Origin of the sequence: Myxococcus hansupus (genome assembly GCF_000280925.3) — a bacterium.
GTDB lineage: Bacteria > Myxococcota > Myxococcia > Myxococcales > Myxococcaceae > Myxococcus > Myxococcus hansupus.
The window spans coordinates 1,508,913-1,526,939 of record NZ_CP012109.1; the positions used below are offsets into that span (position 1 = coordinate 1,508,913).

An 18,027-nucleotide genomic window follows, 5' to 3' on the forward strand; every position below is an offset into this window, starting at 1 on the left:
CCGGCTGCTCGGAGGGCGGGCTGCCGGGCGCCCCGGCGGGGGACACCTCCAGCATCAGGCCGCCGCTGTTGTCCGCCAGGTGGTCGTCCGGGAAGGCGAGCTGGAGCCAGGTGGCGCCCTGGAGCCGCAGGGGCCGCCCCACCTCCAACAAGATGAGGGTGCCCGCGGACGCCTCGGGGCCCTCGCCGGTGCCATGCAGGCCCAGCACGCGGCCCACGGGCCCGCCTTCGAAGCCGCGGGTGTGTGCGGGCTCGGACGTATCCCGCACCACGACGTCGTATGGCGTCTGGGCGTCCAGCTCGCGCAGGAGGAAGCGGTCGGCGCGCGACAGCTTCACCGCGTGGGTCCGTGCGTCCAGGCGGAGCGTGGTGGTGGCGCTGTCGTCATCCCATTCGCGGACGCGGACGCGCAGGGTGCCCTGGTTGTCCGTCCGGTCCGCGTCCAGCAGGAAGACGTGGAGCCGCGACGCGTTGCGCACCCGCCGCTCCTCGCCGTCCAGCAGGCCGAAGGATTCGTTCGCCGCCAGCCGCGTGTCGCCTTCCAGGAAGTAGCCCGCCTTCTCCACCCGGCTGGGGCCGCCCAGCGAGGCCTCACCCTCCACGCGCACGCTGTAGGTGCGCGCTGGGTCCAGCCGCATCTGCGCGGTGGAGAGGTAGGGCACGCGGAAGGCATGGGCCACGCTGGACAGCGGCAGTTGCGCCGTCCCCTCGGGCATCCGCGCCTCCTGGGGCGGCGGCGGTCGGGCCTCCGGGTGTGCCGGGGGCGCGGGGGGCGCCGGGGCAGGAGCCGGGCGTGGACGGCCAGGGTGGTGCCGCTTTCGGCGCGCAGCGTCTGGCTCCAGGGCACCATGCCGGTGGCCTGGACCTCGAGCAGGTGCTCCGTGTCCGCGGAGAGCTGCGTGAGCAGCGCGGGCGTATGCGCGGTGTGCTGCCGCCCGTTCACCCGGATGGCCGCGCCCGGCGGCGACGAGCTCAGCTCCACGGAGAAGGTGCCCGCGTTGTTCGTCACCAGCATCGCGAGCGTGGCCGTCAGCGCCACGGCGATGGGCGCGCCTATCGCCACCGCCCAGGGCAGCCCGAAGGGGCCCGTGGGTGTCGGGGGCGTGGGTGTCGCGTCGGCGAGGGGCACCCCGTCCGTGCCCGGCAGCACGGGGAGGGGCAGCGTGGTGCGCTCGGGGCGAAACGCGGCGGGAGGACTGGCGGCCGAGGACGGCTCCAGCGGCGGCAGGTCGTCCGGCAGCTCGATGTCCGCGATGGGGGTGCGCTCTTCCTCCGGGTCGAGGGCGGACAGCTCGCGGACGGGCGGCGCGGCATCCCGGAAGGGGCGGCGATCCAGGGTCGACTGCGTCCACCGGGCCATCTGGGCCAGGAACTCGCGAGGGAGCAGCACCGGGCGGCCCTCGCCCACCAGTTCCGCTTCGAAGAGGTAGCCCATGAAGTGGGCGCGAGCGCTGGACGACACATCGGGCGCGGCCGTGTGGAGGTGCCGGGTGAGGGCCTCGGCGAAGGCCTCCGCGGTGGCGTAGCGCTGCTCGCGCTCCACGGCCAGGGCGTTGAGGAGGATGCGCTCCAGCGCGGTGGGGATGCCCGGGTTGAGGTCGCGAGGGCGCGGAAAGTCGCCCAGCGCGAGCTTGCGCAGCACGTCCTCCATCTTCCCTTCGAAGGGGAGACGGCCGCACAGCATCTCGTAGATGACGACAGCCGCGGCGAAGATGTCCGAGCGCGCGTCGGGCTCTCGCCCGCGGACCTGCTCCGGCGCGAAGTACGTGTACTTGCCCTTCAGCTCGTGCTCCTCGGGCTCGGAGCAGCCCGCCAGCCGGGCCCGCGCGATGCCGAAGTCCACCAACTTCACCTGGCCTTCGTAGCTGAGCAGCACGTTCTGCGGGCTCACGTCGCGGTGCACGATGTGGAGCGGCCGGCCGCGCTCGTCCAGGCGCGTGTGCGCGTAGGCCAGGCCCTCGAGCATCTCCACGGCGATGAGCAGGGCCAGCGGTTGGGGCAGGGTGTACATGCCCTTCTCCCGCGCGCGCCGCATGACGCTCGACAGGGTGCGGCCATCCACCCACTCCATGGCGATGAAGTACTCGCCATCCACCTCACCGAAGTCGAAGACCTGGGCGATGTTGCCGTGGCTCAGTCCCGCCGCGATGCGCGCCTCGTTGACGAACATCGACAGGAACGCGCTGTTGTCCGCGTAGCCCGGGAGGATTTTCTTGATGACCACCGGCTTGGTGACGCCCGCCGCGGCCGTCATGCGGGCGCGGTAGATCTCCGCCATCCCGCCCGTCGCGATGCGCTCGAGCAACTTGTACTTCCCGAAATGGTGCCCTTCGGAAGGCTGCTGCACGTGTGTTCCAGCTCCTTCAGGCGCAGGTGGCCGCTGCGCCAAGGGGGCCCTCGCTGTCGTCGCGTGGGCTGGAAAAGGTATCATGGGGTAGGCAAAACGCCATCGCAGGAAAATTCCGCCACGTATGGCTATGCGGTCGATGCGTCCCTTTTCTCGTTTCGCGATAACCCCCCGCCAAAAGCTCACCGGCGCCTGCTGGCCCTCGCCGGGCGCGGAAGGATGCCTGCTTCGGGAAAGGCCTGCTGTCGCGGCCTCATGTGCGACGTTGGATGGCGGCCACTTGGGGTCGCGGCAGACACATCCTGGCGGCGGATTTCAACGCGGGTGTTTGGCGGTGCGCGTCGTGCGTCAAATGACACAGGTGGTCGCGGCCGTATGTCTCATGGTCGCCGGGGTTGGGTGCCGTGAGGAGAAGCCCGCCGAGCCGCTCAAATCCTTGAAGCCGGAGCCCTTGCCTTCGTTGCCCGCGTCGGGTTCGGCGCCGGACACGCGGGGGCCCTTGGAGGACGTGGCGGGCCCTGTCTACGGCGAGCCGCTTCCGGCCGATGCCCTGCGCGTGGAACTGGCTGGCGAGCGTGTGCGTCTGGGCGCGGAGGCCTTCTCGCCGGTTCGTCCGGAAGACGCCGTGACGCTGACGCAGCGTGTGAAGGGGCGCACCGTGCTCGTGGTTCCGGACGCGGACACGTTCCTGGTTCAGGCATCGGAGCTGTTGGCCGTGCTGCGGGAGTCGGCGGCGACGGTGTGGCTGGCGCATCCGGACGGGCCGGTGGCGTATCCGGTGGTGCTGCGCGACGAGGCGGGCTTCCGCGCCTGGTTGGAAGAGGTCGCGCCGGGCAAGCTGCGCATCATCATGCGCGGGGACGGCTTCGAGCTCACCACCAGCGTGGGCAAGCTGCCGGGCCCTGACGCGAACGGTCCCTCGGTGCCGGTGCGAGAGGGACGGCAGGACATCGTCACCCTGCGCAAGGGGCTCGGCCTGCTGAAGGGGCGCTTCAAGACGTCCGAGGACATCTGCCTGGTGCCCTCGTTCGGCATGGAGGTCGCGCAGGTGGCGCGGGCGCTGGGGGGCGTGTTCTCCGCGCCGGGCGAGCCGATCTTCGACACGTTGTGCCTCGTCTATCCGACGCCGCATCGGCCGACGGACGCGGGCTGACGCAGCGGCTCGGAGGGCGGCCTTTGGCCCCGTGTGAAGTGAACGCGGGGGAATAGGCAAGAACGCCGGGGGCCTGGGCAATGGCCGGACGCGGGTCGTTTCCTAGTGTCGGCCACGAATGACCGTGGAGCGAGGGCTCCACGCCGACAGGAGGACCGCCCATGCGTCACATTCGAACCCTGGCCTCTTTCATCCCTGCCTGCGTGCTGGCGCTGCTCGTGAGCGTGCCGGGCCTCGCCGGTGCCGCCGACACGGACTTGGAGGCGGCCAACACCGCGTTGGTCAAGAAGGCCTTCGAGGATTGGAAGCACGGACGCGGTAGCGTGTTCGACTTGCTGTCCGAGCGCGCCGAATGGGTCGTGGCGGGCTCCAGTCCCGTGTCCGGCGTCTACCGCTCGCGGGATGAGTTCATGAAGCAGGCGGTGAATCCCATCACCGCGCGGCTGTCGACGCCCATCGTGCCCGAGGTCCGGCACATCCTGACGCAGGGCGAGCACGTCGTGGTGTTCTGGGAGGGGCGTGCGACGGCGCGCGATGGCAGCCTCTACAAGAACAGCTACGCCTGGCACCTCGTCCTGGAGAAGGGCCGTGTCACCCGTGTGGTCGCGTTCCTCGACACCTGGCGGCTGCATCAACTGATGAAGTGAGCACGGGCGTGTTGACAGATGCCTTGAGGCTTCCAATATATAAGTCCGAACTTATATATGGAGGCCGCATGAGCAACGTGGAGCGTTACCTGGGGGCCGTCGTGCGGGAAGTGGAGCACCGTGAGCACGAGGGCAAGCCCGCGCGGGTCGTCGTGGCGATGCGCGACTACGACACGACGGTCGACGACTTGTGGGATGCGCTGACCAACCCCGAGCGCCTTCCGCGCTGGTTCCTGCCGGTGTCCGGCGACCTGAAGCTGGGCGGCCGTTACCAGTTCAAGGGCAACGCGGGTGGGACGGTGACCCGCTGCGAGCCGCCGAAGCACCTGGCGGCGACGTGGGAATTCGGTGGGGGCATCAGTTGGGTGGACGTCATCCTCGCCGAGGCCCCGGGCGGTGGGACGCGGCTGCGGTTGGAGCACATGGCCCACGTCGATTCCCATTGGAACGACTACGGGCCGGGCGCCGGCGGCGTCGGCTGGGAACTGGCGCTGGTGCAGGGACTGGACAGGCACCTGGCGTCCGGCGGCGCCGCCGTCGACAGTGCCGCGGTGGAGGCCTGGACGATGTCGGATGACGGGAAGGCCTTCATCACGGCCAGCAGCGAGGGCTGGGCGCAAGCGGACGTGGCAGCGGGGGAGGACGCCGCGGTGGCGAAGGCCCGCGCGGCGCGGACGACCGCGTTCTATACTGGCGCGCCGCCTCCTGACGTGAAGCATCCGGGGACCTGAGCGCGACGATGCATGCCTTTGACGTCCTGGGTGATCCGGTGCGACGCCGGATTCTCGAACTTCTCATCGAGGGGGAGCGCCCCTCGGGCGAAGTCACGGAGGCCATCCAGGCCGAATTCGGCATCAGCCAGCCCGCGGTCAGCCAGCACCTGAAGGTCCTCCGGGACAGCGGCTTCGCGGACGTGCGGGCCGAGGGCACTCGCCGTGTCTATCGCGTCGACCCCGCGCCGCTGCAGCAGGTTGACGCGTGGCTGGAGCAGTTCCGCGTCTTCTGGACACCTCGGCTGGAGGCGCTCGCCACCGAGGTGGCCCGCGGCAAGCGGGCCCGCGCCAAGGCGGAAGAAGAAGGCGGCGGCTCGTAGCGCGTGCGCGGTGTCCTGCGGCGCACGTGCGAGGTGCCCGTCCGTGCCCGTTGACCCGGCGGGGACGCCAGTGCCTCGCGTCGTCGCGAGCTTCCTCGGGACGGAGGATTAGATTCAGGCCCCGGGGCGCTCCCGCCCAGGACCTGGAGGTCATCGATGGTCGCAGCATCCAAGCCTGCCTCGCCGAAGGCGTTGCCCCCGGGTGGGGCCTTTCTCTTCGAGGAGGTGGGCGCCACCCGCATCGTCACGCCGGAGACCTTCACGGAGGAACAGCGCCTCTTCTTCAAGACGGCCCTCCAGTTCTCCCGGGAGCAGGTCCTCCCCGCGTCCGAGCGCATCGAGGCCAAGGACAACGCGCTCCTGCGCGCGCTGCTGCGGCAGGCGGGCGAGCTGGGCCTGTTGAGCGTGGACATCCCCGAGTCCTACGGCGGCACGGGCCTGGACAAGACGACGTCGCTGTTGCTCGCGGAGGCGATGAGCCTCAACGGCTCGTGGTCGGTGACGTTCGGCGCGCACACGGGCATCGGCACGCTGCCCATCGTCTGGTTCGGCAACGCGGCGCAGAAGGCGAAGTACCTGCCGAAGCTGGCCACGGGCGAGTGGGTGGCGGCCTACGCGCTCACCGAGCAGGGCAGTGGCAGCGACGCGCTGGGCGCGAAGACGAAGGCGGTGAAGTCCGCCGACGGCAAGCACTGGGTCCTCAACGGCTCCAAGCTCTACATCACCAACGCGGCCTTCGCGGACGTGTTCATCGTCTTCGCCAAGGTGGACGGGGACAAGTTCACCGGTTTCATCGTGGAGAAGGACACGCCGGGGCTCACCGTGGGGCCGGAGGAGCACAAGATGGGCATCCGGGGCTCCTCGACGTGCCCGCTCTACTTCGAGGACGCGCGCGTCCCGGTGGAGAACCAGCTCGGCGAGGTGGGCAAGGGCCACAAAATCGCCTTCAACATCCTCAACTACGGCCGCCTCAAGCTGGGCGCGGGCGTGCTGGGCGGCATGAAGCTCCAGCTCCAGAACGCGCTTCAATTCACGCAGGAGCGCAAGCAGTTCGGAACGCCCATCGTCCGCTTCCCGCTGTCGCGCGAGAAGCTGGCCCGCATGGCGGCGCTCGTCCACGCGGTGGAGAGCATGACGTACCGCACCGCCGGGCTCGTGGACGCGCGCCTTTCGCAGGGAGACAAGGCCGCGCCGGACCACGAGGCGCACCTGCTGGCCGCGGTGGAGGAGTACGCCATCGAGTCCTCCATCCTGAAGGTGCACGGCTCGGAGTCCCTGGGCTCGCTCGTGGATGACGCCGTCCAGCTCCACGGCGGCGCGGGCTACATCGAGGAGTACCCGGTGGAGCGCTCGTACCGCGACGCGCGCATCAACCGCATCTTCGAGGGCACCAACGAAATCAACCGGATGTTGATCGCCGGCATGCTCCTCAAGCGCGCCGTGAAGGGGGACCTGCCGCTGTTCGCCGTCGCCGGCAACGTGGCGGAGGAGCTGTCCCGGGGAGAGCGGCCCCGGGCCCGCGTCCAGGACGCGCTGTCTCCCCAGGAGGTGGCCGCCGAATCCGCCAAGCGGCTGGCGCTGCACGGCCTGCGCGTGGCGGCGGAGACGTTCGGCACGGAGCTGGAGGAGCACCAGGAGGTGCTCGCGGCCCTGGCCGACGTGGTGATGGACGCCTTCGCCCTGGACTCCATGGTGACGCGCACGCGCCAGGCGGCGTCCGGCGGCGCGTTGGATCCGGTGCGTGTGGCCATGACGCAGCTCTACGCCCTGGACGCGATTCCCCGCGCCTACGACAGGACGCGCCGCGCGCTGTGCGCCACACTGAAGGGGGACGCGCTCGACGCGGAGCTGAAGCGCCTGCACGTGCTGGACGTCTTCACCCCGTACGACCCGGCCGCGCTGCGCGAGACGGTGGTGGCGGCCCTGGAGTCCTCGGGCGGCTACCCCCTGACCTCGGTGTAGCCCCCGCGCCAGCGATGGCCTTGGGGGCCGTCACGGCATGCGCGCGACGGCCTCCATGCCGAAGCTCACGCGGGCCTTCCACGGGACGGGCGGCAGCGTGGCCAGGGACAACAGGCCGTCCAGCCGCTGCTGCATCTCCGGCCTCAGCCGCCCGAAGGTGGCGCCGAAGCCCGGCGTCACCGTCCCGGTGCTCTTCCGGGGCACCGACGAGGTCCACGCCACCTCGCCGTGCAGCATCATGGGCCCCTCCCGGAAGTCCATCTCCAGCAGGAAGGGCGTGCCCACCTTCACCTGTCGCGGCAGGGCAGGGGCCTGCACCTCCAGCCCCACGCCGCCCCGGGAGATGTCCCGGACGACGAAGGCCGGTGACAGGGGCGCCGCCTCGATGGCCCGCAGGTACAGGGGCAGCCGTGGGAAACGGCGCAGCCCGGCCTGTTCATCCGAGGAATAGATGCGCTGGAGGATGGCGTCCAGGGCGCTGCGGTCCTCGCTGACCCCATAGCGGACGGTCAGCAGGAAGCGCCGGGCCTCCTCCTGGGGAATGACCTGGACGACCTCGCCCAGGACCTCCACGGGACGGGGCATGCCACCCGCATGCAGTTCAAAGGTGAAGCGAGTCCCCAGCGGCAGGCTGCGGCGCGTCTCCAAGGTGACGCCCCCCAGTCCCACGCTGCGCGTGTACTCCCCCACCAAGGACTGCGGCGTCTTGTAGGCCACCTTCAGCCGAACGTTCGTGTTCACGCAACCGACACTCTGCGCCTGGGTCCGGGGGGAACTCAAGTTTACCCCAGCGCAATAGGTAGGGCATCGCACTGCGCCAAACACGGGACCTTCCAGGTGTGACGGCCTTTCAGGACGTCCGGCGCGGACAAACCGCTGTTTCAACCTGTTGCGGTTTCTTGACCCCCCCAGGTGGGGCGCGTATGTATGCCGCCCGTAGTGGCAAGGAGTGGGAAGGAGTGGAGGTTCATCCCTCAGCGGGTTGAAAAGGTGGATCGTCCCGAGTGTTCCGAGGCGTCTATGAGCACCAGATCGACGCGAAGGGGCGGACGAGCCTCCCGGCGAAGCTTCGGGAGACGCTGGTGGGCGCCTACGACGAGAGGCTCATCCTCACGACGGCGCTCGACCGGTGCCTCCACGCCTACCCGGTGCGGGAGTGGGAAGCGCTCGAGGCGTCGTTGGCCAAGCGCAACCCGATGGAGCAAGGGGTGAAGACGCTGATGCGCCTGTACGTGGCCAGCGCGCAGGAGTGCCCGTTGGACAAGTTGGGGCGCCTGCTCATCCCGCCGTCGCTCCGCTCCTATGCGGGGCTGGAGAAGGACGTGGTGTGGGCGGGGATGGTGAAGGTCATCGAGCTTTGGAGCCGCGAGGGATGGGCGAAGGCGCAGGAAGAAGCGCGCCAGGAAGCGACCTCCGCGGACGTGATGAAGGTGCTCGCCGAGCTTCGGCAGGCATGACGGGAAAGTCGACAGGACCCCGAAGTACCGGGAGGGTGGCAAGCGTATGAACCAGGTTCTGGAGGTACGGCCAGGGTTGGCGGGCGCGGCGATGGCCGCCGGCCGTGTCGAGACGCTCATGCTCGAAGGTGAGTTGAGCGAGCAGGACCTGCTGGAGCTGTGCGACGACCTGGGCCGCAAGCTGAACCGCGGAACGCGCCAGGTCGTGCTCGACTTCGGCGACGTGGGCCACCTGAACTACCGCGGCGTCAAGCCGCTGATGGCCCGCACGGAGGTCTTCCGCCGCAGCGGCGGGGACGTGAAGCTGTCGGGACTGTCGCCGTACCTGGCCGCCATCTTCCGCGCGGCCGGCGCGCACGACTGTTTCGAAATCTACCCGCATATGAACGATGCCCGGGCCGCCTTCGCGCTCGCTCGGGCCCCCTTCGTCTGACGGCCTGTGGGGGCTTTGGACTTCCAGCACCAGACCGTCCTCCTGCGGGAAGCAGTGGAGCTGCTCCGGCCGGCGGACGGGAAGGTCATCATCGACGGGACGCTCGGGGGTGGCGGCCACTCGGAGGCGTTGCTCGCCGAAGGTGCGTCCGTCGTGGGCGTGGACCGGGATCCGGTGGCGCTGGCCGCGGCCACCGCGCGGCTGGGCGGCAACCCGCGCTTCCAGGGCCGTGCGGGGAACTTCGCGGAGCTGCTCCGCGTCGGCGCGGACCTGCTGCCGGTGGATGGCGTGCTGGTGGACCTGGGCGTGTCGTCGCCCCAATTGGACGTGGCCGAGCGCGGCTTCTCCTTCTCCAAGGACGGCCCGCTGGACATGCGCATGGGCCCGGACGGCCCCACGGCCGCGGAGCTGATCGCCTCCACGGATGAGCGCGAGCTGGTCCGCATGCTCAAGGACTACGGTGAAGAGCCCTTCGCCCGGCCCATTGCCCGCGAGCTGAAGAAGGCGCTGCCCACGCGCACGCTGGAGGCCGCGGAGGTGGTGAAGCGGGCGGTGCCGCGCAAGGCGTGGCCCAACCGCATCCACGTGGCCACCCGGACCTTCCAGGCGCTGCGCATGGCCGTCAACGGTGAGCTGGAAGCGCTGGACGCGCTGCTGGCCGCCATCCCCAGCCTGCTCAAGGTGGGGGGGCGCGCGGCCGTCATCGCCTTCCACTCCCTGGAGGACCGGAAGGTGAAGGAGGCGTTCCGCGCGCTCGCGGGGCGCTGCACCTGTCCGCCGGGGCTGCCCATCTGCGTGTGCAGTGGCGTGGGTGATTTCGCGCTGGTGACGAAGAAGGCCGTGGCCGCCTCCGAGGCGGAGGTCGAGGCCAATCCCCGTTCTCGCAGCGCGCATCTGCGCGTGGTGGAGAAACTCCGATGAGCAAGGTGCACTCCCGGGTGTCGGCGTTGCGTTCTTCCGTGACGGTGGGCGGCGTGCTGCTGCACCTGCTGCCGGCCGTGTGCCTCTTCGCCCTCTTCGTGGCGGTGGGCATCCTCCACGTCACCAGCCGCGTGCTGGTGGTGGACATGGGCTACCGCCTGTCGCGCGAGGAGGCGGAGAGCCGCGTCCTCACGCGGGAGAACGACCGGCTCAAGCTGGAGCTGGCCACGCTCAAGGCGCCGGGCCGGCTGGAGCGCGTGGCCCGTGAGCAGTTGAACATGGCCATGCCGCGCGGCGGCGCGGTGGTGTCGCTGTCGGTGGAGAAGCCGGCGCGTGGCAACGGCGCGCGCGCGGAGACGGTGGACCCCGCCGCCCAGCCCAGCACCCGCGTGGCGGGCCGTGCCGGAGCGGGTCGGTGAGGGACTTCAAGGCGGCGCGGGCTCCCGAGCCCAACGCGAAATGGCTGAAGCTGCGGGTCAAGCTGCTGTTCGGGCTGTTCCTCATGCTTCTGGGCGTCGCCTTTGGCCGTGCGGTGCAGCTCCAGGTCTTCGAGCAGGAGAAGCTGCGCGGCCTGGCGCAGGACCAGTACGTCCGGCACATCGAGATTCCGGCCCGCCGCGGCGACATCTTCGACCGTCGCGGCGCGCCGCTGGCCCAGAGCGTGGAGGTGGACTCCATCTGGGTGGACCCCTCCATGCTGCCGGACGTGAAGGCCGCGTCCCGTGCGCTGTCCAAGGCGCTGAAGCTGGACGCGGATGAGCTGCACGCGCGCCTGTCGCGGGCCAAGCGCTTCGCCTGGGTGAAGCGCCAGGCCAAGCCCGCCGAGGTCGCCGCCGTGAAGGCGCTGGAGCTGCCCGGCATGGGCTTCTCCAAGGAGCCCAAGCGCTTCTACCCGCAGCGGGAGCTGGGCGCGCACGTGGTGGGCACGGTGGGCATGGACGGCCGCGGCCTGGAGGGCCTGGAGCTGGCCTTCCAGGACGAGCTGTCCGGACAGAACTCGAGCACCTCCGGCTTCCGCGACGCCAAGGGCCGCAAGCTGCTGGTGCAGGGCGCGTTGGATCCACTCCAGCGTCAGGGCGCCGCCGTCACGCTGACGTTGGACCGGCACCTCCAGTACGTCGCGGAGAAGTCGCTCAGCCGCGCGGTGGAGGACGCCAAGGCCGTGGCCGGCATGGCGGTGGTGTTGGATCCGCGCACGGGCGAGCTGCTCGCCGTGGCCAACCACCCGCGCTTCAACCCGAACACGCCGGAGTCCAGCTCGCGCACGAGCATGCGCAACCGCGCCGCCCTGGACACCTTCGAGCCCGGCTCCACGCTGAAGTCCTTCGTCGTGGCCGCGGCCCTGGAAGAGAAGGCCATCACCGCCGACAGCCTGTTCTTCTGTGAGAACGGCGCCTGGCGCGTGGGCCGCCACACCATCAACGACACCCACTCCTACGGCTGGCTCACCCCGCAGGGCATCCTCCAGGTGTCCTCCAACATCTGCATGGCGAAGATTGCCCAGACGATGGGGCGCGAGAAGTTCGTGAAGGGCTACCATGCCTTCGGCTTCGCCGAGCGCACGGGCCTCTCCCTGCCGGGCGAGGGGCGGGGCGTCATCCCGTTTCCGAAAGCGGAAGTCTCCCTGGCCACCCAGTCCTTCGGCCAGGGTATGACGGCCACCGCGGTACAGATTGCGGCCGCCTATGGTGCGCTGGCGAACGATGGGGTGCTGATGCGGCCCTATCTGGTGTCGAAGGTGGTGGACCCTGACGGGGTCGTTCTGCTGGAAAACCGTCCCACGGAGCTGCGAAGGGTGGTGTCCACGAAGGTCGCCCGGCAGGTCGTGGGCATGCTCGAAAGCGTGGTGGTCAAGGGAGGGACGGCCACCAAGGCCGCCATGGAGGACTACCGGGTGGCTGGCAAGACGGGCACCGCGCAGAAGGCGGATCCGGTGGCGCGGGGGTATTCGGACAAGCGGATCGCCTCCTTTGTTGGCGTGGTACCGGCCGAGTCTCCTCGCGCCGTGATTCTTGTCGTAGTGGACGAACCGAAGACGGACGTATACGGGGGGTCCGTGGCTGCCCCTGCTTTCAAGGAGATTGCGACCGCCGCCATGGCTCACCTGGCCGTGCCCCCGTCCCGGACGGTGGCACCCGAGGTGGCCGTGGCCGCCGTGTCTTCCGCGCCTGCCGCGGCGAAGCCGGGGGCCAAGGCCTCCGGAGCCGCCCGGACGGCGCTGGCGGACGCGGTGACGGAGACCCCTGAACCCGGCACGGTACGTGTGCCGGACCTTCAGGGTGAAGTAGGCCGTGAGGCCGTGGTGAAGCTGCTCGCCGCGGCGCTAGAGCCACAGGTGTTGGGCAGTGGACGCGTGGTATCTCAAACCCCCGCCGCCGGTTCACTGGTGGAGAAGGGGGCCCGGGTGACGCTGGAGCTCGCCGCGCGGCAATAAGGCCGCGTCCGCTCCAGGCCCCGCTCTTGCAATGCGTGTGAAGGGGAAGAGATGAAGCTGACGGATGTCCTCGCAGGATGTGGTGCCGAGCAGACCTCGGGCGGCCGTTCCGCGGTTGACGTCACCGGTGTGACGCAGGACTCGCGCCGCGTGAAGCCGGGAGACCTGTTCGTCGCCATTCCTGGCACGAAGGAGGATGGGGCCCAGTTCATCGGTGAGGCCGTGTCCCGTGGCGCCGTGGCGGTGGTGTCGGAGAAGCCGGTGCCGTCCTCGCAGGTGCCCTTCTTCAAGGTGGGCAGCGCTCGGAAGGCGCTGGCGCTCATCGCGGCCAATTTCCATGGCCGCCCGGCGGACCAGTTGACGTTGCTGGCCCTCACCGGAACGAACGGGAAGACCACCACCAGCTACCTGCTGGAGGCGATCAGTTCCGCGACGTATGCGTCCACGGGTGTCATCGGGACGCTGGGCTACAAGTTCGCCGGGAAGACGGTGGAGTGCGCGAACACGACGCCGGACCCGCTGGAACTGCACCGCATCCTCCGGGAGATGGTGGACGCGGGGGTGGAGACGGTCGTCATGGAGGTGTCCAGCCATGCGCTCGCGCAGGAGCGCGTGCACGGGCTGACCTTCAAGGCGGCGGGCTTCTCCAACTTGAGCCGTGACCACCTCGACTACCACAAGGACATGGAGGACTACTTCCAGTCCAAGCGGAAGCTGTTCGCGGAGAACCTGTCCGCCACGGGCGTGGCGGTGGTGAACGGTGACGACACCTACGCCAGCCGCATCTACAACGAGCAGCGCGGCCAGAAGCGCATGGCGTGGAAGTTCAGCCGTCAGGGCTCCGGGGAGATCTCCGCGGCTGACGTGAGCTACTCGCTCCAGGGCATCAAGGGCGTGCTGAAGACGCCCGCGGGTGACATCCCGCTCAAGAGCAAGCTCTTGGGGCCCCACAACCTGGAGAACATCCTCCTGGCGGTGGGCATGGCCCTGGGCGCGGGCTTCGCGCGGCGCGACGTGCAGGAAGGCGTCGAGCGGATGATGCCGGTCGCCGGCCGCATGGAGCGCGTGGAGAACTACGGTCCGTCCGGCGCCCCCGCGGTGCTGGTGGACTACGCGCACACGGATGACGCGCTCAAGCGCTCCATCGAGGCGGCGCGCTCGCTGGCCAAGGGCCGCGTCATCGCGGTGTTCGGCTGCGGCGGGGACCGTGACAAGGGCAAGCGTCCGCTGATGGGCGCGGTGGCCGGTGAGGGCGCCGACCTGGCCGTCATCACCAGCGACAACCCCCGCACCGAGGACCCGGAGGAGATCATCTCCCAGGTGTCCGCGGGCATCGAGAAGAGCGGCCTGCGCCGCATCTCCGCCGGCAAGGCGAAGAGCGGTGAGAAGGGCTACCTGGTCGACGCGGATCGCCGCGCGGCCATCGAGCAGGCCATTGGCCTGGCGTCCGCGGACGACGTCGTCCTCATCGCGGGCAAGGGCCACGAGACGTACCAGCACGTCGGGGCGGAGAAGCTCGCCTTCGACGACCGGCAGGTGGCCGCGAAGGCGCTGGCCAACCGCATCGCTGGCTGAAGCCGTACGCGCCCCGTCGACCCGCCCATCTCTCACACCATGGCAGCTTCCTTCAGCGACGAAGAGGTGGTGCAGGCGACCGGGGCGACCCGGCGTGGCGGCCCGGCCCCGGCCGCCTACGCTACCGTCTGTACCGACACCCGGGCACTCACCCCCGGGTGCCTGTTCGTGGCCTTGGTGGGTGAGCGCTTCGACGCCCACGCTTTCGTGGACGTCGCGGCGAAGGGCGGGGCGGCTGGCGCGGTGGTGGCACGCGGGCGGCCCTTGCCCGCGTTGCCCGAAGGGTGGGTCCTCTATGAAGTGGAGGACACCCTGCGGGCGCTGGGCGCGCTGGGGCGGCACCACCGTCAGCGCTTCCGGATTCCGGTGTGCGCGGTGGGCGGCTCCAACGGGAAGACGACCACCAAGGAGATGGTGGCCGCCATCCTGGACACGCGCGGGCCGGCGCTGAAGACCGAGGGCAACCTCAACAACGAGATTGGCGTCCCGCTGACGCTCTTCCGGCTGGAGCCGCGCCACGTCGCGGCGGTCATCGAAGTGGGGATGAACCAGCCGGGGGAAATCGAGCGGCTCGCGCGCGTCGTCCTGCCGGATGCCGGTGTCATCACCGTGGTCCAGCCCGAGCATCTGGAAGGGCTGGGCAGCATCGAGGGCGTGGCGGCGGCGGAGGGCGAGCTGTTCCAGGAGATGGGCCACGGCACCACCATCGTGGTGAACGTGGATGACGCGCTCATCCCCGCGCAGGCGGAGCGCAGCGGCGCGCAGCGGCTGACGTTCGGCCGGGCCGAGCACGCCGACGTGCGCCTGGCGGACGTGAGGACGCTGGGCCGCGAGGGCATGGTGGCCACGGTGCGGCACCTGGGCCGCGAGTGGCCGGTGCGGCTGCACTTCGTGGGTCCGCACAACGCGCAGAACGCGACCGCGGCCTTCGCGGTGGCGCTGGCGCTGGGTTACACGCCGGAGGAGTGCGTGCGGGGCCTGGAGTCGGCCCGGCCGTACTCACGGCGCCTCAACGTGGTGGACGGGCAGCACGGCGTGACGGTCATCGACGACTGTTACAACGCGAACCCGGCCTCCATGGACGCCGCGCTGGAGACGCTGGGCACGTTGGTGTCCGCGGGTGGCCGGGCGGTGGTGGTGCTGGGGGACATGCTGGAGCTGGGACCGGGCGAGCTCGAGGAGCACGCGCGCCTGGGCGGCCAGGTGCCCTCGCACGCGACGCTGGCGGCATTTTTCGGACCCCGCTCCGTGAAGAGCTGGGAGTCCGCTTCCATGGGTGATTCCGCCGCCCACTTCACCGAGGTGGAGCCGCTGATGGCGTGGTTGTCGCCGCGGCTTCGCGAAGGGGACGTGGTGCTGGTGAAGGGCAGCCGCGGCATGCGGCTGGAGCGGGTGGTGGCCGCCCTGACGGGCTCGGCCGTCCCCGGAGGAAACCACTAGTGCTGTACCTCCTCTACGAGGTCATCCAGAACACGGAAGCGGGGCGCGTACTCAACTTCCTGCGCTACCCCACCTTCCGCATCATCGCCGCGGGCGTCTTCGCGCTGCTGCTCGGCATGCTCATCGGGCCCAAGCTCATCGCCCGGCTGCGGCTGAAGCAGCACGGGCAGAGCAACGTGCGCGAGGACACGCCGGATTCGCACCAGAAGAAGAAGGGCACGCCCACCATGGGTGGCGCGCTCATCCTCTTGTGCATCGCGGCGGGCACGCTGCTGTTCGCGGACCTGAAGAGCCGCGCGGTGTGGGTGATGCTGCTGCTCACGCTGGGCTACGGCTTCATCGGCTTCCTGGATGACTGGCTCAAGCTGTCCAAGCGCAACTCCAAGGGCCTGGCCGGGCGCAAGAAGATGGTGCTGCAGACCTTCTTCTTCCTGGTCGCCGTGTTCGGCCTGCTGACGACGTGGACGCTGCCGGATGGTTCCTTCGGCCCCACGCTGCTCATCAACACCAAGCTGACGCTGCCGTTCATCCCCACGCGCTGGTTCAACCCGGACCTGGGCTGGTTCTACGTCTTCTTCGCGTGGATTGTCGTCGTCGGCACGTCCAACGCGGTGAACCTCACGGACGGCCTGGACGGTCTGGCCATCGTCCCCACCATCGTGTCCGCCATCACCTTCGCGGTGCTCTGCTACGTGGCGGGCACCACGCTGAGCATCGCGGACTCCGAAGTGGTGGGCGGCGTGTCGAAGCTGGTGGCCACGCCGCTGTACCAGTACCTGGGCGTGCTCCAGGTGCCGGGCGGCGCGGAGCTGGCGGTGTTCTGCGCGGCCATCGTCGGCGCGGGCATCTCGTTCCTGTGGTTCAACACCTACCCGGCCTCCGTCTTCATGGGCGACATCGGCTCGCTGGCCCTGGGCGGCGCACTGGGCGGGCTGGCGATGTTGTCCAAGAACGAGGTCGTCTCCGCCATCATCCACGGCATCTTCTTCGCCGAAATCCTGAGCGTGATGATTCAGGTCACGTCCTTCAAGATGACGGGCAAGCGCGTCTTCAAGATGGCGCCGGTGCACCATCACTTCGAGCTCAAAGGAATGGCGGAGCCGAAGATCATCGTCCGTTTCTGGATCGTCTCCATCCTCTGTGGTGGCGTGGCGCTCCTGTCCCTGAAGCTGCGCTGAACCCGGAGGTGGCACGGCCATGACGTTGGCGCTGTCCGGTCAGAAGGTGCTGGTGTTCGGGCTCGCGAAGAGCGGAGTGGCCGCGCTGCGCCTGCTGCGTCAGCAGGGCGCGGACGTCACGGCGCTGGATGCGCGCTCCGACGACGCGCTGGGCGCGGTGGGGCACGAGGTGAAGGCCCTGGGCGCCACGTTGGTGTCCGGCCCGACGCCGCCGGGGCTGCTCGCCTCGCAAGATTTGGTGGTGGTGAGCCCGGGCGTGCCGCTGGCGCTGCCGGAAATCCAGGCCGCGCGCGCGGCGGGCGTGGCCGTCTGGGGCGAGGTGGAGCTGGCGGGCCGCCTGCTGTCCAGCGTGCCGCTGTTCGGCATCACCGGCACCAACGGCAAGAGCACCACCACGGCGCTCACGGGCACGCTGTTCTCCACGGGCGGCAAGCGCACCTTCGTGGGTGGAAACCTGGGCCGCCCCTTCAGTGAAGCGGCCATGGCCCCGGAGGACTGGGACGCGCTGGTGGTGGAGCTGTCCAGCTACCAACTGGAAGGCATCCGCGCGCTGCGCCCTCGCGGCGCGGCCATCCTCAACCTGACGCCGGACCACATCGACCGGTACCCCAGCCACGCCGCGTACGGCGAGGCGAAGGCGCGCATCTTCCAGAGTCAGCAGGCCGGGGACTTCGCGGTGGTGAACGCGGACGACGCGGACGTGCTGGGCCTGGCGCGCGCGGCGAAGGCGCCGGTGTACGGCTTCAGCCTCACGGGCACGCCGGTGGCGGACGCCCCGAAGCTCGCGGGGCTGGCGGTGGCGGAGCCGGGCGGCTTCCGGCTGGCGTTCCTGGGCGAGCACTACACCCTGACGAACCGCGCGCTGCGCGGGGCCCACAACGCGCAGAACGCGATGGCGGCGGCGCTGCTGGCGCGCCTGGGCGGCGTGGCCTCGGGCGCGGTGCAGGCGGGGCTGGATGGCTACCCGGGCCTGCCGCACCGGCTGGAGAGCGTGCGCATGCTGGACGGCGTCGAGTGGGTGAACGACTCGAAGGCCACCAACGTGGACTCGGTGCTGGTGGCCCTGCGCGCGTTCGCGGGCGGCGTGTGGCTGATTGCCGGCGGCAAGGGCAAGGGCGCGCCGTACGCGCCCATGGTGGACGCGGGGCGGGGGAAGGTGAACGGCGTGCTCACCATTGGCGACGACGCGGACACGCTGGCCCAGGCCTACGCGGGCGCGGCGCAGGTCCACGCGTGCGGCACCCTGGACCGGGCCGTGGCGAAGGCGCGGGAGCTGACGCGTCCCGGGGACACGGTGCTGCTGTCGCCCGCGTGCGCGTCCTTCGACCAGTTCAAGAACTTCGAGGACCGGGGCGAGTCGTTCAAGCGCCTGGTGGAGGCGCTGTGAC

General features: G+C 70.0%; 16 protein-coding genes. 14 read left to right on the forward strand and 2 right to left on the reverse strand.

All coding sequences use genetic code 11. The annotated features are described in order from the left end of the window. Positions 1-333: 333 nt before the first annotated feature. Positions 334-2,346: a serine/threonine-protein kinase gene (locus A176_RS06295; RefSeq protein WP_226994215.1), complete on the reverse strand. Its 2,013-nt coding sequence runs from the start codon at positions 2,344-2,346 to the stop codon at positions 334-336. 382 nt (positions 2,347-2,728) lie between these two features. Here A176_RS06295 and A176_RS06300 point away from each other — a divergent pair, with 382 nt between their 5' ends. The 5 genes from A176_RS06300 to A176_RS06320 all read left to right on the forward strand — a co-directional run bounded on the left by A176_RS06300 (position 2,729) and on the right by A176_RS06320 (position 7,201). After that, positions 2,729-3,499, forward strand: coding sequence for a hypothetical protein (locus A176_RS06300; protein WP_002634400.1), 771 nt, complete (start codon positions 2,729-2,731; stop codon positions 3,497-3,499). Positions 3,500-3,660: 161 nt separating this feature from the next. Next, entirely contained in the window at positions 3,661-4,146 is a 486-nt protein-coding gene (locus tag A176_RS06305; RefSeq protein WP_002634398.1) for a nuclear transport factor 2 family protein, read from the forward strand. Between the two features lie 68 nt (positions 4,147-4,214). Continuing rightward, the gene (locus A176_RS06310) at positions 4,215-4,877 is read left to right on the forward strand and encodes an SRPBCC family protein (protein WP_002634396.1); all 663 of its coding nucleotides are present in this window, start codon (positions 4,215-4,217) and stop codon (positions 4,875-4,877) included. A gap of 8 nt (positions 4,878-4,885) precedes the next feature. Then, positions 4,886-5,239 carry an ArsR/SmtB family transcription factor gene (locus tag A176_RS06315; protein ID WP_002634394.1) on the forward strand — a complete coding sequence of 118 codons (354 nt, stop codon included), beginning with the start codon at positions 4,886-4,888 and terminating at the stop codon, positions 5,237-5,239. Between the two features lie 156 nt (positions 5,240-5,395). Next, positions 5,396-7,201, forward strand: a complete 1,806-nt coding sequence (locus A176_RS06320; RefSeq protein WP_002634393.1) for an acyl-CoA dehydrogenase family protein — start codon at positions 5,396-5,398, stop codon at positions 7,199-7,201. Between the two features lie 30 nt (positions 7,202-7,231). On the opposite strand, the gene A176_RS06325 is transcribed toward A176_RS06320, so the two are convergent. After that, positions 7,232-7,942: a PilZ domain-containing protein gene (locus A176_RS06325; RefSeq protein ID WP_002634391.1), complete on the reverse strand. Its 711-nt coding sequence runs from the start codon at positions 7,940-7,942 to the stop codon at positions 7,232-7,234. A gap of 263 nt (positions 7,943-8,205) precedes the next feature. Here A176_RS06325 and mraZ point away from each other — a divergent pair, with 263 nt between their 5' ends. Genes mraZ through murD form a run of 9 tightly spaced genes read left to right on the forward strand, consistent with a single transcriptional unit; the run spans position 8,206 to position 18,026 of the window. Then, on the forward strand, positions 8,206-8,658 hold the full coding sequence (mraZ, locus tag A176_RS06330; protein ID WP_002634389.1) for a division/cell wall cluster transcriptional repressor MraZ: 453 nt from the start codon (positions 8,206-8,208) through the stop codon (positions 8,656-8,658). A gap of 46 nt (positions 8,659-8,704) precedes the next feature. Further along, positions 8,705-9,091 (forward strand): STAS domain-containing protein, encoded by a 387-nt coding sequence (locus A176_RS06335; protein ID WP_002634388.1) that lies wholly within the window; start codon positions 8,705-8,707, stop codon positions 9,089-9,091. Between the two features lie 6 nt (positions 9,092-9,097). Next, complete coding sequence (rsmH, locus tag A176_RS06340; protein ID WP_002634387.1) at positions 9,098-10,012, forward strand: 16S rRNA (cytosine(1402)-N(4))-methyltransferase RsmH; 915 nt, start codon at positions 9,098-9,100, stop codon at positions 10,010-10,012. Further along, entirely contained in the window at positions 10,009-10,431 is a 423-nt protein-coding gene (gene ftsL, locus A176_RS06345) for a cell division protein FtsL (RefSeq protein ID WP_002634386.1), read from the forward strand. The genes rsmH and ftsL overlap by 4 nt, the downstream gene beginning before the upstream one ends. Further along, positions 10,428-12,446 carry a penicillin-binding protein gene (locus A176_RS06350; protein WP_002634385.1) on the forward strand — a complete coding sequence of 673 codons (2,019 nt, stop codon included), beginning with the start codon at positions 10,428-10,430 and terminating at the stop codon, positions 12,444-12,446. The genes ftsL and A176_RS06350 overlap by 4 nt, the downstream gene beginning before the upstream one ends. A 51-nt stretch (positions 12,447-12,497) precedes the next feature. After that, entirely contained in the window at positions 12,498-14,021 is a 1,524-nt protein-coding gene (locus A176_RS06355) for a UDP-N-acetylmuramoyl-L-alanyl-D-glutamate--2,6-diaminopimelate ligase (protein ID WP_002634384.1), read from the forward strand. A gap of 39 nt (positions 14,022-14,060) precedes the next feature. After that, entirely contained in the window at positions 14,061-15,461 is a 1,401-nt protein-coding gene (locus tag A176_RS06360) for a UDP-N-acetylmuramoyl-tripeptide--D-alanyl-D-alanine ligase (RefSeq protein ID WP_044889604.1), read from the forward strand. Beyond that, complete coding sequence (gene mraY, locus A176_RS06365) at positions 15,461-16,639, forward strand: phospho-N-acetylmuramoyl-pentapeptide-transferase (RefSeq protein ID WP_002634382.1); 1,179 nt, start codon at positions 15,461-15,463, stop codon at positions 16,637-16,639. Before A176_RS06360 ends, mraY begins: the two co-directional genes overlap by 1 nt. Positions 16,640-16,658: 19 nt before the next feature. Continuing rightward, positions 16,659-18,026, forward strand: coding sequence for a UDP-N-acetylmuramoyl-L-alanine--D-glutamate ligase (gene murD / locus A176_RS06370; protein WP_002634381.1), 1,368 nt, complete (start codon positions 16,659-16,661; stop codon positions 18,024-18,026). Position 18,027: the final 1 nt, after the last annotated feature.

Excerpts from the sequence above, each read along its gene's own strand:
- A176_RS06320 (WP_002634393.1), top strand. The coding sequence starts at position 5,396 with ATGGTCGCAGCATCCAAGCCTGCCTCGCCGAAGGCGTTGCCCCCGGGT.
- A176_RS06305 (WP_002634398.1), top strand. The coding sequence starts at position 3,661 with ATGCGTCACATTCGAACCCTGGCCTCTTTCATCCCTGCCTGCGTGCTG.
- A176_RS06315 (WP_002634394.1), top strand. The coding sequence starts at position 4,886 with ATGCATGCCTTTGACGTCCTGGGTGATCCGGTGCGACGCCGGATTCTC.
- A176_RS06335 (WP_002634388.1), top strand. The coding sequence starts at position 8,705 with ATGAACCAGGTTCTGGAGGTACGGCCAGGGTTGGCGGGCGCGGCGATG.
- A176_RS06300 (WP_002634400.1), top strand. The coding sequence starts at position 2,729 with ATGGTCGCCGGGGTTGGGTGCCGTGAGGAGAAGCCCGCCGAGCCGCTC.
- A176_RS06360 (WP_044889604.1), top strand. The coding sequence starts at position 14,061 with ATGGCAGCTTCCTTCAGCGACGAAGAGGTGGTGCAGGCGACCGGGGCG.
- A176_RS06310 (WP_002634396.1), top strand. The coding sequence starts at position 4,215 with ATGAGCAACGTGGAGCGTTACCTGGGGGCCGTCGTGCGGGAAGTGGAG.
- murD (WP_002634381.1), top strand. The coding sequence starts at position 16,659 with ATGACGTTGGCGCTGTCCGGTCAGAAGGTGCTGGTGTTCGGGCTCGCG.
- ftsL (WP_002634386.1), top strand. The coding sequence starts at position 10,009 with ATGAGCAAGGTGCACTCCCGGGTGTCGGCGTTGCGTTCTTCCGTGACG.
- A176_RS06355 (WP_002634384.1), top strand. The coding sequence starts at position 12,498 with ATGAAGCTGACGGATGTCCTCGCAGGATGTGGTGCCGAGCAGACCTCG.